The organism is Streptomyces phyllanthi (genome assembly GCF_009377205.1).
Lineage (GTDB): Bacteria > Actinomycetota > Actinomycetes > Streptomycetales > Streptomycetaceae > Streptomyces > Streptomyces phyllanthi.
The window spans coordinates 1-14,163 of record NZ_VJZE01000232.1; the positions used below are offsets into that span (position 1 = coordinate 1).

Annotated in this window: 15 protein-coding genes; 8 read left to right on the top strand and 7 right to left on the bottom strand. The window is 70.8% G+C overall.

What is annotated here, in order from left to right:
- The coding region (locus tag FNH04_RS27445; protein WP_152788473.1) for a DUF2293 domain-containing protein at nucleotides 1-651 on the bottom strand (651 nt) is incomplete at its 3' end.
- 243 nt (nucleotides 652-894) lie between these two features.
- Complete coding sequence (locus FNH04_RS27450; RefSeq protein ID WP_322723994.1) at nucleotides 895-1,362, bottom strand: hypothetical protein; 468 nt, start codon at nucleotides 1,360-1,362, stop codon at nucleotides 895-897.
- Between the two features lie 138 nt (nucleotides 1,363-1,500).
- Here FNH04_RS27450 and FNH04_RS27455 point away from each other — a divergent pair, with 138 nt between their 5' ends.
- Together FNH04_RS27455 and FNH04_RS27460 are read left to right on the top strand one after the other, a co-directional pair.
- Nucleotides 1,501-2,142 carry a nucleoside/nucleotide kinase family protein gene (locus FNH04_RS27455; protein ID WP_152788474.1) on the top strand — a complete coding sequence of 214 codons (642 nt, stop codon included), beginning with the start codon at nucleotides 1,501-1,503 and terminating at the stop codon, nucleotides 2,140-2,142.
- Between the two features lie 187 nt (nucleotides 2,143-2,329).
- On the top strand, nucleotides 2,330-2,758 hold the full coding sequence (locus FNH04_RS27460) for a CBS domain-containing protein (protein WP_152788475.1): 429 nt from the start codon (nucleotides 2,330-2,332) through the stop codon (nucleotides 2,756-2,758).
- Nucleotides 2,759-2,780: 22 nt separating this feature from the next.
- On the opposite strand, the gene corA is transcribed toward FNH04_RS27460, so the two are convergent.
- Nucleotides 2,781-3,908 (bottom strand): magnesium/cobalt transporter CorA, encoded by a 1,128-nt coding sequence (gene corA / locus FNH04_RS27465; protein ID WP_152788476.1) that lies wholly within the window; start codon nucleotides 3,906-3,908, stop codon nucleotides 2,781-2,783.
- 318 nt (nucleotides 3,909-4,226) lie between these two features.
- Between corA and FNH04_RS27470 the strand changes: the two genes are divergently transcribed.
- Complete coding sequence (locus FNH04_RS27470) at nucleotides 4,227-5,021, top strand: class I SAM-dependent methyltransferase (RefSeq protein WP_152788477.1); 795 nt, start codon at nucleotides 4,227-4,229, stop codon at nucleotides 5,019-5,021.
- A gap of 71 nt (nucleotides 5,022-5,092) precedes the next feature.
- On the opposite strand, the gene FNH04_RS27475 is transcribed toward FNH04_RS27470, so the two are convergent.
- Entirely contained in the window at nucleotides 5,093-6,022 is a 930-nt protein-coding gene (locus FNH04_RS27475; RefSeq protein WP_152788478.1) for a carbohydrate kinase family protein, read from the bottom strand.
- 155 nt (nucleotides 6,023-6,177) lie between these two features.
- A complete protein-coding gene (locus FNH04_RS27480; RefSeq protein WP_322723996.1) occupies nucleotides 6,178-7,086 on the bottom strand; it encodes a pseudouridine-5'-phosphate glycosidase in 909 nt (302 codons plus the stop codon).
- 99 nt (nucleotides 7,087-7,185) lie between these two features.
- Here FNH04_RS27480 and FNH04_RS27485 point away from each other — a divergent pair, with 99 nt between their 5' ends.
- Nucleotides 7,186-7,614 (top strand): VOC family protein, encoded by a 429-nt coding sequence (locus FNH04_RS27485; protein ID WP_152788480.1) that lies wholly within the window; start codon nucleotides 7,186-7,188, stop codon nucleotides 7,612-7,614.
- Nucleotides 7,615-7,662: 48 nt separating this feature from the next.
- Here the strand turns inward: FNH04_RS27485 and FNH04_RS27490 are convergent, their stop codons facing one another.
- Together FNH04_RS27490 and FNH04_RS27495 are read right to left on the bottom strand one after the other, a co-directional pair.
- Nucleotides 7,663-8,217 (bottom strand): methylated-DNA--[protein]-cysteine S-methyltransferase, encoded by a 555-nt coding sequence (locus FNH04_RS27490; protein WP_152788481.1) that lies wholly within the window; start codon nucleotides 8,215-8,217, stop codon nucleotides 7,663-7,665.
- Between the two features lie 95 nt (nucleotides 8,218-8,312).
- Nucleotides 8,313-9,185 carry a glycerophosphodiester phosphodiesterase gene (locus tag FNH04_RS27495; RefSeq protein WP_152788482.1) on the bottom strand — a complete coding sequence of 291 codons (873 nt, stop codon included), beginning with the start codon at nucleotides 9,183-9,185 and terminating at the stop codon, nucleotides 8,313-8,315.
- 278 nt (nucleotides 9,186-9,463) lie between these two features.
- Between FNH04_RS27495 and FNH04_RS27500 the strand changes: the two genes are divergently transcribed.
- The 4 genes from FNH04_RS27500 to FNH04_RS27515 form a co-directional block, all read left to right on the top strand.
- Complete coding sequence (locus tag FNH04_RS27500) at nucleotides 9,464-10,342, top strand: MHYT domain-containing protein (protein ID WP_152788483.1); 879 nt, start codon at nucleotides 9,464-9,466, stop codon at nucleotides 10,340-10,342.
- Between the two features lie 40 nt (nucleotides 10,343-10,382).
- Nucleotides 10,383-12,518, top strand: coding sequence for an excinuclease ABC subunit UvrB (gene uvrB, locus FNH04_RS27505; protein ID WP_152788484.1), 2,136 nt, complete (start codon nucleotides 10,383-10,385; stop codon nucleotides 12,516-12,518).
- Between the two features lie 184 nt (nucleotides 12,519-12,702).
- Nucleotides 12,703-13,281 carry a TerD family protein gene (locus FNH04_RS27510; RefSeq protein WP_322723998.1) on the top strand — a complete coding sequence of 193 codons (579 nt, stop codon included), beginning with the start codon at nucleotides 12,703-12,705 and terminating at the stop codon, nucleotides 13,279-13,281.
- Nucleotides 13,282-13,327: 46 nt separating this feature from the next.
- The coding region (locus FNH04_RS27515) for a TerD family protein (protein WP_194236837.1) at nucleotides 13,328-14,163 on the top strand (836 nt) is incomplete at its 3' end.

Genomic DNA, 14,163 nt, shown 5'->3' on the forward strand with positions numbered 1-14,163 from the left:
CTCCACCACCCCCGCGATCCGGCGCCGCGCCTCGTGCCGGGGCACGCCGCTCATCAGCAACTGGTCGTACGGCGTCTCCAGATGCCGTACGGAGGCGATGACCGCCGAGGTCACGGCCACCTCGGACAGCGTCCGCCCCGCTGCGCTCCGCCCGACGCGGCCGCTGCCGCGCACCGAGGCGTGTGCGGCGACGGCCCGTGCCCGCTCGGTCGGGCAGCCGGGAAACAGCCGCAGGATCTCCGCCGCGAACGCGTCCGTGAACCGCGCGTCCTCCTCCGCCCGCCGTCCGGCGTCCCGTATCCGGCGCCGCCGCCTCACCTCCGCGTCCGCCAGACACCGCTCCTCGGCCCGGGCGAGCGCCTCCTCCTCGACGAGGACGCCCTGCCGCTCGTACCGGCCCTTCCGCCGGTTGAACCGCACCACCACCGCGGACAGCGCGCTCTCCTCCCGCGACCTCCGGGTCAGCGCGGTGTCGCCCCGAGGCAGGAACACCAGATGCCCGAGATCGACGCAATCGAGACACCTCGGCACGCCGTCCTCCAGCACGAGCAACGCCACCGGCCCCCTGCGGCACTCGCCACAGTGCTTCTTCCTGAGCGCCTGGATCACGACAAGCCCCATGCGGGCCGGGGGAGTTGCGAGTGCTGCCATACGCGGTTCATTCCCGGCCCGACCAGCACTTCACGCCCCGCCGGCAGAGAGCACCGACGCATCGCGGACCCGTGTCGACGCCCCCAGAGAACCAACCCCCAGGCAGTCCGCGAATCTTGCCCTCCCCCGACTCTTGGAGGGTGCTGAAGGTGGAGGACTGGGCAGAGATACTCCGGCTTCATCGGGCCGCGTTGAACCCGGACCGGCCGCCGAACAAGGACAACGGCGCCGGGCGTCGGTGAGTCACAGGGCCCACCAGCAATACAGGCGCTGGTCGGAAGCCTGAGCGCGCTGAGCCAGTCCGGCCAGGTTCCTCAGAACAGCGGCGGTGTCCTCGACGCTGATCCCAATCTGCCGGAGTTCATCGGTCATCGACCACGGCTCGGCAAAGCGAACGAGGTCGTCCTGCGTCGCCGTGGCGAGGGCATCGATCAGGGTGTCCGACAAGCTGACCACGAACGGCGGGCCGTCCTCCGGCTCTGACAGCACTTGTCCGGACCGCGGGCGTTCGCCGGCCTCCTCATAGCTGCCGCCGGTCATGATGGCTTCGAGCTGGGCGATCGCGACGACCGGATCGATGTTCTTGAGGAAGACCACGTCGAGTTCCGCCTGCCCCGGCCCTCCCGGAGTCTGGAGGACCGCGACGGCAGCCTGGTCGTCAGCGGTGGAGAAGTAGTCGCACAGCGTCATGCCGCCGATTCTGGCATCCACGGCTGACAGTCCTGCCGGCACCGCTGCCTGCGCCTGGACTTCCCGCCCGTGACCGCTCTCACGGCTTCCCGCCCGTGACCGCTCTCACCGCCTCCCGCCCGTGACCGTCCTCAGGGCCGGACGGCCGTGCGCGGCATCATGGGCCGTGTGCGACTCGAAGCGATCACCTGGGAACGGCTCGGCGACCTCCTGGCCGACCGACTGCTCGACCTGAAGCCGGACGACGGCAGCCCCTGGCCGCGCATCGCCTTCGACGGGGCCCCCGTCGCCCGCCCCGGCGACCTCGCCCAGCGCGTCTCCGAGGCGCTGCGCGTACGGGGGCGGCCCTCGCTCGTCGTGGGCACGGAAGGCTTTCTGCGGCCCGCGTCCCTGCGGTTCGAGTACGGGCACGAGGACGTGGACGCGTACTACGACGGCTGGTTCGACACCGCCGCGCTGTGGCGCGAGGTCTTCGGCCCCCTCGAACCCGGTGGTGACGGCCGTGTCCTGCCCGACCTGTGGGATCCCGCCACCGACCGCGCCACCCGCAGCCCCTACGTCCGACTCCCGCCCGGCGGGCTCCTGTTGCTGCATGGCCCTCTCCTCCTGAAACACTGGTTTCCGTTCGACCTGTCCGTCCATGTCCTCCTCTCGGCGGGCGCTCTTCGCCGCCGTACCCCTGAGACCGAGCACTGGATGCTCCCCGCCTACGAGCGCTACGCGACGGAGATCGACCCGGTGGCCACGGCGGACGTCCTGGTGCGCGCCGACGACCCGCGCCACCCGGCGTGGAGCGGCTGATCCACTCCGACCGCTCTCCGTCTGCCTCCCGTCGGCCTTCTGCCTGCCTCCCGTCGGCCCTCGGCCTGCGCCCCGTCCGCGCTCTGTCTCCGGGTGCGAGCCCCTCACGGCGCAGCGAGAATTGAGGGCGTCGGGACCAGCGGTGCGTCCCGCACCGCGCCGGCCGTCCGGCAACGGGAGGTAGTTCATGACCACCGCCGGAGACATCATGCACCGCGGCGCCCAGTGGATCCCCGCTCACGAGACCCTGGACCGTGCCGCCCAGCTGATGCGCGAGCTCAATGTGGGAGCCCTGCCCATCAGTGACCAGAACGAACGGCTCTGCGGCATCCTCACGGACCGCGACATCGTCGTGGGCTGTGTGGCCATGGGCCATGACCCGTCCCGCGTCACCGCGGGCGAGCTGGCCAAGGGCACGCCGCGCTGGATCGACGCGAACGCCGACATCGGCGAAGCGCTCCGGGAGATGAAGGATCACCAGATCCGCCGGCTCCCGGTCATCGAGAACAAGCGCCTCGTGGGCATGATCAGCGAGGCCGATCTGGCCCAGCACCTGCCGGAGGACCAGATCGGGTCCTGGGCCGAGAGCGTCTACGCGAAGACCGCCGCGCGCTGACGGCCGTGCCGGGCGAGGGGCGTCACAGCCAGCCGTTGCGCTTGAAGCCCCGGTACAGGGTGAAGCAGGCCAGGGCTATGACGCCCCACACCATCGGGTAGCCGAACCTCCAGTGCAACTCCGGCATGAACTCGAAGTTCATGCCGTAGACCCCGCACACCATCGTCGGTACGGCGATGAGCGCCGCCCACGCCGTGATCTTCCGCATGTCCTCGTTCTGCGCGACGCTGACCTGGGCCAGGTGTGCCTGCAGGATCGAGTTCAGCAGTTCGTCGAAGGCGGCTATCTGCTCGGTGGCCCGCAGCAGGTGGTCGGAGACGTCCCGGAAGTAGGCCTGTATCTCCGGGGCGACCACCCGCTCCGGCCGGGTGGCGAGCTCCAGGATCGGGCGGGCGAGCGGGGCCACCGCCCGCTTCAGCTCCAGGAGTTCACGCTTGAGCTGGTAGATGCGCCCAGGGTCGGCCCGTGCGCCGTTCTCCGCGAACACGTCCATCTCCACCTGGTCGATGTCCGCGTGCACCAGGTCCGTGACGTTGAGGTACTCGTCCACCACATGGTCCGCGACGGCGTGCAGCACGGCGGCCGGTCCCTTGGAGAGCTGTTCGGGGTTCGCCTCCAGCTCCTCGCGCAGTGGGCCGAGTGAGCCGTGCCGGCCGTGCCGCACCGTGATCACGAAGTCGTGGCCGACGAAGACCATGATCTCGCCGGTGTTCACCACCTCGCTGGTCGCCGTCAGCTCCTTGTGCTCGACGTAGCAGACGGTCTTGAACACCGCGAACAGCGTCTGGCCGTACCGCTCCAGCTTCGGACGCTGATGGGCCTCGACCGCGTCCTCGACCGCCAGCGGATGCAGGCCGAACAGCTCTGCTATGCCCGCGAACTCACGCTCCGTCGGCTCGTGCAGCCCCAGCCAGACGAAGCCGTCGTCGGTCTTGCGGACGCGCTCGACGGCCTCCAAGAGGTCGCGGCCACCGGGCACGCGCGCCCCGTTCTGGTACGTCACGCAGTTCACCACCGCGGAGCCCAGCGGGGAGCGGGCCGGGTGACTCAGGTCGACACGGCCGCGGCGCCGTGCCAGCCGTGCCACCCGGCGGAGGCCGCCGACCTTGTCGAGGCCCGTGACCTTCCGCAGATTCCCTGCCATGGACATCTGGATCTCCTCGCGTGGATCTCCCCTTTGTGCGCGGTTCGCTTCCGCGGCACCGCACTCTGCGCCTTGCCGCGGCCAGTCTGCCAGCACATATCGAGTGACGGGTAAGCCTGTGGGAACGGAGGGCTCCGCTCCGATTGGCGGCTGCTGTGCTTGTTCGGGCCGCTCGGTTCCGTCTCGCGTGCGCGCCGACCGGCCTCCGGGGGACGCGTTCCCGGTCGGTGGATTTTCCTGACCGTGCTTCTCGCCGGACCGGGACGCGTCGCCTGCGGGAGCGTCACTGTCCTGAATAAGACGGATAAATGGGATGATCAGGACATGATGCGAACCGACCGGTATCTCCTCGACAACCGACAGACCGAGGCGGGATCGCCCTTCGACGCCTTCGCCGCCGTGTTCGACCCCACCACGTTCCGGCACATGCAGGGCTTCGGCATCGGCTCCGGCTGGCGCTGCTGGGAGGTCGGTGCGGGGGGCACCTCCGTGATCTCCTGGCTCGCCAAGAGGGTCGGCCCGACCGGTAAGGTCCTCGCGACCGATACCGACACCTCGTGGATGACCTCACCCACCCGCGCGCCGGTCGAGGTACGCGTCCACGACGTGGGCCTGGACATGCCGCCGGGGGAGGGCTTCGACCTCGTGCACGCCCGGCTCGCCCTGGTCCATGTGCGGGACCGGGAGCGGGCGTTGCGCGCCATGATCAAGGCGCTGAGACCCGGAGGGCGGATCCTGGTCGAGGACACCGACCCGGCCCTCCAGCCCCTGCTCTGCCTCGAGGAGTACGGCCCCGAGCAGCAACTGGCCAACCGGCTGCGCCACGCCTGCCTCACCCTGCTCGCCGAGCGCGGCGCCGACCTCGCGTACGGGCGCACCCTGCCGCGGCTGCTCCGGCAGGCCGGACTGCGCGGCGTGGGGGCCGACGCGTACTTCCCGGTCGCCTCGCCCGCCTGCGCCGCCCTGGAGACCACGACGATCCGTCAGGTCCGCGACGAACTCGTCTCGTCGGGCCTGGCCACCGAACAGGACATCGACCGGCACCTCGCGAACATGGCCTCCGGCGGCATGGACCTCGCCACGGCACCGATGATCTCGGCGTGGGGGAGAAAGGCGTAGCTCCCAGGCTCCCCGGCTCCCGAGCCCCCGGGCTCTCGGGCCCCAGGCCCCCGAGCCCCGAGCCCTCGGACTCAGCTCGGCGTCGGCGGCCGGCCGCCCACACGCCGCACCGCCAGGGCCCCGGCCCGGCACCCTTCGCCCGCAGCCTCCTCGGGTCCCGCACCCGCGAGCAGGGCCGCCAGGAACGCCCCCGTGAAGGCGTCCCCGGCGCCCGTGGTGTCGACGGGTGCCGTGGGAATGGCGGGCACCCTGGCGCACACGGCGCCCGCCCGGGCCACCAGGGCTCCCTCGGCACCCTGCTTGGCGACCACCAGGGGAACGTGGCGGCTCAGCTTGGCCGCCGCGTCCGCCGGATCGGGCAGCCCGGTGAGCAGGCACGCCTCGTCACGGCTCGGCAGCAGTACGTCGATGCCCTCGACGAGCGCCAGGAACCGGTCCACGCCCAGTCGCACGAGGAACCCCGCCGACGCCGGATCCAGGCTCACCGGTACGCCACGCGCGCGTGCCGCGGCCAGCGCCACGGCCACCAGTGCCCGGCTCGGCTCCGAGAACAGCAGGTAGCCCGACAGGTGCAGACGGGCGACCCCGTCGAGCAGGGCGTCCGACCAGTCGGCGGGGCCGAGCCGCAGGACCGCCCCGCTGTCCGTCAGGAACGTGCGCTCCGCGGCCGCGCCCGTGTCGACCAGGCAGATCACCGTCCCGGTCGGCGCCACCGGATCGACGACGAGCCGAGGCCGTACCCCGCAGGCCGTCAGCTCCCGTTCGTGCCACGCGGCCGCGTCCGTGCCCACTCGTCCGAGCAGCCGCACCTCCGAGTGGCCGCGGTGAGCCGCCCAGCAGGCCACGTTGGCGCCCGCTCCACCGGGCAGGGTCCGCACCGAGGCGGCCGTGTCGGTCCCCGACGCCAGCGGCCCGCGGTGCCGCGCCACGATGTCGGTGACGACGTCCCCGACGACCAGCAGGGCCCCGCCGGAAGACGGCACGCCCGCGCCCGGCGACATCACGACGGCGGCCGGCCGTGCTTCGCCTTCACCGGCCGGGAATGACGCACCTCCACCGGGCGGCCACAGCTCGTCTCCTCCGGCCGGCCGCTGCTCCTCTCCGCCGGCCGGAGCCGTGCCCTCGGCCCGTCTCCGCCCCGGCCCGCCCGGACCGGTCACACCCCGGCCCAGGCCGCCGCGATACGCGCCGCGAGCCGTACGTTCCCGCGCACCGCCGCCAGGTTCGCGCTCAGCGACGCACCCTCGGTGTGCCGCACCAGATAGTCCAGCAGGAACGGCGTGACGGCCTGGCCGGTGACGCCCTCCTCCTCGCACGCGTGCAGCGCGTCGGCGAGCACGCGCGCGTGCAGCTCGGGATCGAGCTGCTCCTCCTCGGGCACGGGGTTGGCGACGATGAGCGCGGACTCCGGCCCGCCGAGCGCGTCCTGTCCACGCATGACGTCCGCCACCTGCTCCGGCGATCCCAGCGACCAGTCCACCGAATGCCCCGAGTCGGACAGGTAGAAGCCAGGGAAGCGGTCCGTGCCGTATCCGGCGACGGCCACCCCCAGGGTCTCCAGCCGCTGCAGGGTCGCCGGCACGTCCAGGATCGACTTCACGCCCGCGCACACCACCGTGATCCTGGTGCGCGCCAACAACCCCAGGTCCGCGGACTCGTCCTGGGTCACCGTCCACTCCCGGTGCACTCCGCCGAGCCCGCCCGTCGCGAACACCCGTACGCCCGCCAGGGCCGCCAGCAGCGCCGTCGCCGACACGGTGGTCGCGCCGCTCGCCCCCGAGGCCACCGCGAGCGGCAGGTCCCGGTGGCCCAGCTTGCGGATCCCGTCCTCGTTCGCGACCCGCTCCAGCTGTTCCTTGTCCAGGCCCACATGGGGGCGGCCGTCGAGCACGGCGATCGTCGCCGGGACGGCACCCTCCCGCCGTACGACCTCCTCCAGCTCCAGCGCCACCAGCAGGTTGCGCGGGCGGGGCAGCCCGTGCGCGATGATCGTGGACTCCAGGGCCACCACGGGACGACGCGCGTCAAGCGCCTCACGCACCTCTTCGGACACCACCAGCACCACGCGCCTGCCTCCTGTCTTCCGGTTACCCCTCATCCCTGGCGGATGACGCGCCCGGCCAAACCCTTGCGGCCTGTGGGGGACACCACCAGCCTGGAACGCATGACGGACCACACACCACGTCTCGACCATGTCGTCCTCTGGGTCCGCGACCCGGTCGCCGCGGCCGACTTCTACGAGAAGGCCGTCGGACTGAGGCCCGTGAGGCTCCCCGAGTTCGTGTCCGGCCAGGCTCCGTTCCCCTCCGTGCGCGTCAGCGAGGAGACCATCCTCGACCTCATGCCGCTCACGGCGGCCGAGCGCATGACCATGCTGCCCGGCTCCGCGGACAGCGCGGGCCACCCCGTCAACCATGTGTGCCTGTCCTTCGACGGCGACGGATTCGAGGCCCTGAGGGCCCGTCTGGAGGAGCGGGCCGTTCCCGTCTCGGACCTCTCGTACGGCTCGTTCGGTGCCCGGGGCGAGGCCCGGCGCGCTTTCTACTTCCGTGACCCCGACGGCAACATCTTCGAGGCCCGGCACTACGAGTAGCCCGCGACGGCATCGCCGGGCGCCCACGCGCGCGGGCGCCCGGCGCCCTCAGAACAACGGCTCCGGGAGCACCCCTTCCAGGGCCAGCAGCTTCCGCTTGGTCTCCAGACCCCCTCCGAACCCGCCGATCCCGCCGTCGCTCTCGACCACCCGGTGGCACGGCACCACGACCGGCAGCGGATTGGAACCCATGGCCATGCCCACCGCCTGGGCCGCGCCCGGCTGCCCCACCCGCCCGGCCAGGTCGCCGTAGCCCACGACCGTGCCGTACGGCACGCCGGACGCCAGCTCGCGCAGCACCTGGCGGTTGAAGCCGGAGATCAGCGACCAGTCGAGGGGCAGCTCGAAGTCGTGCCGCCGGCCCGCGAAGTAGGCCCCGACCTGACGTATCGCCTCGGTCAGCAGCGGGGAGTCCGGTGCCTCGACGGGCTCGGTGCCGAGCCGGGACGCGAGCCGGCCGAGCGCCTTGTCGCGGACCGCGTCCGTGGCGTGGAACACGACGTTCACCAGGCCGTCGCACGTCGCGGCCAGCAGCAGCGGACCGATGTCCGTGCCGACGACCGCCCATACGACCTGCTGCTCGTACTGCCCATGGCTGTTCATGCGACCCACCGTACGGCGCGCCACTGACAACGCCCGGGGCACGGACGTTCGGTACGTCCCTGCCCCGGGCGTGCGCCGGTCTCAGAAGCCCTTCGTCACTCCGCTGTCGCGTTCCGGACGACGTCGGGCTTGTTCGAGATGATGCCGTCCACGTCGTAGCCGGCGACACGGCGGGCGCCCGCCGCGTCGTCCACGGTCCAGGTGAAGATCTCCAGCGGCTTGTCGTGCGGCCCGTCGAAACTGTGGATGGCGGCGACGTAGGCCCGGGAGATCGTGGTGTGCGAGGCGTTGATCTGGTCGCTGAACTTCGCGTACTTGGGCAGATCGGCGACCGAGGGGGTGCCCAGGAAGCCGGTCTTGACCCCGGGACGCAGCTGGTGGACCGTCCGCACGGTGTCGGCGCTGAAGCTCTGGACGACCAGCCGGCTCCGCAGGTGCGCCGGGCTGAGCCAGCCCTCGTTGCCCAGCACCTTGAGGGTCTGCTTCTCGATGCCCGGGTAGAGGCCCGGGTTCTTGATCTCCAGGACGAGCTTCTGGTGGTTGCGCGACACGCGGTTCAGGTACTGCTCGAGGGTCGGCACGCGCGCGCCCTTGTACCGGGAGCTGAACCAGCTGCCCGCGTCCAGCCGCCTGATCTCCGCCGCGGTGAAGTTCCGCACGTTCCAGGGCGCCCGGCCGGGGAAGACCTTCTCCACGTTGGTCGTCCGGGCCAGCGAGGCGTCGTGGAGGACGACGAGTTCGCCGTCCTTCGTGCGCTGAACGTCGTTCTCGACCCACGGGAAGCCCATCAGGGCGGCTTTGTCGACGGCGGCCAGGGTGTTCTCGGGCGCGTAGGCGGACGCTCCGCGATGCGCTACCACGAGCGGCCTGTCGCGTTCGTCGACGGCGTGGGCGGTGGATGTGGGAATGAGGAGGATGGTGGCCCCCATGAGCGCGGTGGTCGCGGTGGCAACGGCGCGCACGTGCATGCGTACTCCTCGCGTTGAACGATCACGAACCGCTCCAGCGTGACAGCAGAGGGTCAACAGCGGGTGGGTACACGATGACCACGAATTGAATGGAGGTGCCCAAGTCCGCTCACGGGCACCGCACAAGTGGGGCAGGGCCGTGTTTCTTTGCCGGAAAGTCGTTCGACCGTTCCGGTGGGGGTCATACTCTCTGCCTCAGCCGTGACCGTTGTCGGCGGTCCGGGGACGGGGGCATTCCAGGAATCAATGCACGTAACGGGTGGGAAGGGCAGCCGCGCATGCAAGGCACGGTCGACGGCTTCAGCTACGGACTCGTCACGCCGTTGGTGGCCTACCTCATGGCCTGCCTCGGTGGTGCGCTCGGGCTGCGCTGCACCACCAGATCGATGCTCGTCGCCGGGCGCTGGCGGGCAGGCTGGCTCACGCTGGGCGCGGCGGCGATCGGATCCGGCATATGGACGATGCACTTCGTCGCGATGATGGGCTTCAGGGTCCAGCAGACGCCGGTCCACTACGACAAACCGATGACCTTCGCGAGTCTCGCCGTCGCGATCGTCATGGTCGGCATCGGGATCTTCATCGTCGGCTACCGGGGGGCGACCGGAACGGCCCTCTTCACCGGCGGCACCATCACCGGCCTCGGCGTGGCCTCGATGCACTACCTCGGCATGGCGAGCATGCGCCTCAACGGGAAGCTCGAGTACAACACCGTCACGGTGGCCGCCTCCGTCATCATCGCCGTCGTGGCCGCCACCACGGCCCTGTGGGCGGCCGGACAGGTCCGCGGCTTCCTGTGGAGCGTGGGCGCGAGCCTCGTCATGGGGCTCGCCGTCAGCGGTATGCACTACATGGGCATGGCCGCCCTCAGCGTCCACCTGCACGGCGCCGCCAGCACCCCTGACGGTGAGTCCCCCGCCGCGCTGCTCGCGCCGATGATGATCGGTCCGCTCGCCTTCCTGCTCCTGGTCGGCATCGTCGTGATGTTCGACCCGCTGGTGATCATGGGCAAGCCCTCCGCCTGGAACTCCACCGAGCGGCGTCCCGGCGTACCGGCCCACACCACCGCCACCCACCTCGGCCGGCACCCCGAGTCCCGCTCCCGCGTGCCCCACCAGCACTCCCGGCGGTCGCGTTCCCGCACCCCGCAGAACTGGTGATCAGAGCCCGTTGTCAGTGCGGGGTCGTACGGTGGATTCCATGCGGCCCGTATCAAAGATCGAACGCACGGTGGCGCCCTTCGAGGTCGTCAGCCCCTATCAGCCGAGCGGCGACCAGCCCGCGGCCATCGCCGAGCTCGCCCGGCGTGTCGAAGCAGGTGAGAAGGACGTCGTCCTGCTCGGCGCGACCGGCACCGGCAAGTCCGCCACCACCGCGTGGATGATCGAGAAGCTCCAGCGCCCCACCCTCGTGATGGCGCCCAACAAGACGCTGGCCGCCCAGTTGGCGAACGAGTTCCGCGAGCTGTTGCCGAACAACGCCGTCGAGTACTTCGTCTCGTACTACGACTACTACCAACCCGAGGCCTACGTCCCCCAGTCGGACACGTACATCGAGAAGGACTCCTCGATCAACGAGGAGGTGGAGCGCCTGCGCCACTCCGCGACCAACTCGCTGCTCACCCGCCGCGACGTCGTCGTGGTCGCCTCCGTCTCCTGCATCTACGGCCTCGGTACGCCTCAGGAGTACGTGGACCGCATGGTCCCCCTCAGAGTCGGTGACGAGTTCGACCGCGACGATCTGCTGCGCCGCTTCGTGGACATCCAGTACACGCGCAACGACATGGCGTTCACCCGCGGCACCTTCCGGGTGCGCGGCGACACCATCGAGATCTTCCCGGTCTACGAGGAGCTGGCCGTCCGCATCGAGATGTTCGGCGACGAGATCGAGGCGCTGTCCACACTGCACCCCCTCACCGGCGAGGTCATCAGCGACGACCAGCAGCTGTACGTCTTCCCGGCCTCCCACTACGTCGCGGGACCCGAGCGCATGGAGCGGGCCGTCAACGACATAGAGAAGGAGCTGGGGGAGCGCCTCGCCGAGCTGGAGAAGCAGGGCAAGCTCCTGGAGGCCCAGCGGCTGCGCATGCGCACCACGTACGACATCGAGATGCTCCGCCAGATCGGCTCCTGTTCCGGGGTCGAGAACTACTCGATGCACTTCGACGGCCGCCTGCCCGGCTCCCCGCCGAACACGCTGCTGGACTACTTCCCGGAGGACTTCCTCCTGGTCATCGACGAGTCGCACGTCACCGTCCCCCAGATCGGCGCCATGTACGAGGGCGACGCCTCCCGCAAGCGCACCCTGGTGGACCACGGATTCCGGCTGCCCTCCGCGCTGGACAACCGCCCGCTGAAGTGGGAGGAGTTCCAGGAGCGCATCGACCAGACCGTCTACCTGTCGGCGACCCCCGGGCAGTACGAGCTCTCGCGCTCCGACGGCCAGGTCGAGCAGATCATCCGCCCCACCGGCCTGGTCGACCCCGAGGTCGTGGTCAAGCCCACCGAGGGCCAGATCGACGACCTGGTGCACGAGATCCGGGGGCGCACCGAGAAGGACGAGCGCGTCCTGGTCACCACGCTCACCAAGAAGATGGCCGAGGACCTCACCGACTACTTCGTCGAGCTCGGCATCCAGGTCCGCTATCTGCACAGCGACGTCGACACCCTGCGCCGTGTCGAGCTGCTGCGCGAGCTGCGCTCCGGCGAGTTCGACGTCCTCGTCGGCATCAACCTCCTCAGGGAGGGCCTCGACCTGCCCGAGGTCTCCCTGGTGGCGATCCTCGACGCCGACAAGGAGGGCTTCCTGCGCTCCGGCACCTCCCTCATCCAGACCATCGGCCGCGCGGCGCGCAACGTGTCCGGCCAGGTCCACATGTACGCCGACAAGATCACCCCGGCGATGGAGAAGGCCATCGAGGAGACCAACCGCCGCCGGGAGAAGCAGATCGCGTACAACAGGGAGAAGGGCATCGACCCCCAGCCCCTCCGCAAGAAGATCAACGACATCGTGTCGCAGATCGCCCGAGAGGACATCGACACGGAGCAGCTGCTCGGCACGGGGTACCGCAAGACGAAGGACGGCAAGGGCGCCAAGGCCCCCGTGCCCGCCCTCGGCAAGGCGGCCAGGAGCGCCAAGCCCGCCAGGGGCAAGGCCAAGGAGACCGTGCCGACCGACCGCCCGGCGGCCGAACTCACCGAGCAGATCGAGGAGATGACCGAACGGATGCGCGCGGCGGCCGCCGACCTCCAGTTCGAGATCGCCGCCCGGCTGCGCGACGAGGTCTCCGAGATGAAGAAGGAGCTGCGGCAGATGAAGGAAGCCGGTCTGGCCTGAGGGCCCGTCCGCGCGCCTGGTACAAGGGCCTGGACGTGCCACACAACCAGGACACAGGCGCGCTGTGTTGCAAGACCGACACAATGTGCGACCCAGGGTTCGGCACTGTCGGTGTCGAACCGTAGGGTGCTGGTCAACCGCGGATTCCGCGGCAACAGGGGACAGTCCGAGAGGGGAACAGCGCGTGACGGTCAACATGACCAAGGGGCAGGCCATCAGCCTGCAGAAGAACGACGGGGGCACGCTGACCGCGGTGCGTATGGGGCTCGGCTGGCAGGCCGCCCCCCGGCGCGGCCTGTTCGGTTCCCGCACCCGGGAGATCGACCTCGACGCCTCCGCCGTGCTGTTCGCGGACAAGCAGCCGGTCGACGTCGTCTTCTTCCGTCACCTCGTCAGCGACGACGGCTCCGTGCGCCACACCGGTGACAACCTCGTGGGCGGTGTCGGCCAGGGCGGCGACGACGAGGCCATCCTCGTCGACCTGGCGCGCATCCCGGTCCACATCGACCAGATCGTCTTCACCGTGAACTCCTTCACGGGCCAGACCTTCCAGGAGGTGCAGAACGCGTTCTGCCGCCTGGTCGACGAGACCAACGGCCAGGAACTGGCCCGCTACACGCTGGCGGGCGGCGGCCAGTACACCGCCCAGATCATGGCCAAGGTGCACCGCGCGGGCTCGGGCTGGCAGATGACGGCCATCGGCTCGCCGGCCAACGGCCGCACCTTCCAGGACCTCATGCCGGCGATCCTGCCGGTCCTGTAGGCAGTCCGACGCACGGCGCACAAAGCGACACAGGGGGAAGAAGGCGATGACGGCCGAGCTGGTCAGGGGGCAGAACCATCCGCTCCCCGAGGCCCGACTTGAGGTCCGCGTCTCGGCCGGCAAGCCGATCGTGGCCGGGGCCACGCTCAGCGACGAGCAGGGCAAGGTGCCCGGAGTGGAATGGGTGGCGCACCCGGGCGCGCCCACGCTGCCCGGCATCGAGGTGTCCAGGCAGGCGGCGGCCGACCACCGTCTCGCCTTCGACCTGGACGCCCTGCCCCGGACCGTGCACCGGGTGAGCGTCCTGCTCGCGCTGGTGCCCGGTGCGGGAGGCCCTGTCCGGTTCGGTGCCGTCGCCGCCCCCTTCGTCGCCGTCACGGGTCTCGACGGCACCGAGGTCGCCAGCTACACCCTCACCGGGCTGGACGCCGAGTCGGCCGTCGTCGCCCTGGAGCTGTACCGGCGCCAGGGCGCCTGGAAGGTCCGCGCGGTCGGCCAGGGATACGCGGGCGGCCTCGCCGAACTCCTCACCGACCAGGGGCTGCCGCAGGCACAGCAGCTCGCGGCCGGGATCACCGAGGCGGTGGCCCAGGGCCTGGCCCGCTCGGTGGCGGCACCCCCACCGCGTACACCCGACACCGACCGCACCCGGCAGGCCACGGCACCGGCGGGGAGCCCCGACCAGGCCCACGGCGGCACCGCACCCCAGAGCACATCCGGTACGACGTCCCCACAGAGCCCCTACGGCCCCGGTCCGCAGGACACCACGCGGATCGATCACACGACGGCGGCACCGGCCGGCGCCGCGCCGACGGACCCGTCCGCTGCCGCGCAGCCCGCCGCCGGCGGCCCCGTCAACTACACCCACCCCCGCCGCCAGAC

Coding starts and splice junctions, on each gene's coding strand:
- uvrB (WP_152788484.1), top strand. CDS start 10,383: ATGCGGCCCGTATCAAAGATCGAACGCACGGTGGCGCCCTTCGAGGTC.
- FNH04_RS27475 (WP_152788478.1), bottom strand. CDS start 6,022: ATGTCGCCGGGCGCGGGCGTGCCGTCTTCCGGCGGGGCCCTGCTGGTC.
- FNH04_RS27455 (WP_152788474.1), top strand. CDS start 1,501: ATGGGCCGTGTGCGACTCGAAGCGATCACCTGGGAACGGCTCGGCGAC.
- FNH04_RS27495 (WP_152788482.1), bottom strand. CDS start 9,185: ATGCACGTGCGCGCCGTTGCCACCGCGACCACCGCGCTCATGGGGGCC.
- corA (WP_152788476.1), bottom strand. CDS start 3,908: ATGTCCATGGCAGGGAATCTGCGGAAGGTCACGGGCCTCGACAAGGTC.
- FNH04_RS27470 (WP_152788477.1), top strand. CDS start 4,227: ATGATGCGAACCGACCGGTATCTCCTCGACAACCGACAGACCGAGGCG.
- FNH04_RS27460 (WP_152788475.1), top strand. CDS start 2,330: ATGACCACCGCCGGAGACATCATGCACCGCGGCGCCCAGTGGATCCCC.
- FNH04_RS27485 (WP_152788480.1), top strand. CDS start 7,186: ATGACGGACCACACACCACGTCTCGACCATGTCGTCCTCTGGGTCCGC.
- FNH04_RS27500 (WP_152788483.1), top strand. CDS start 9,464: ATGCAAGGCACGGTCGACGGCTTCAGCTACGGACTCGTCACGCCGTTG.
- FNH04_RS27490 (WP_152788481.1), bottom strand. CDS start 8,217: ATGAACAGCCATGGGCAGTACGAGCAGCAGGTCGTATGGGCGGTCGTC.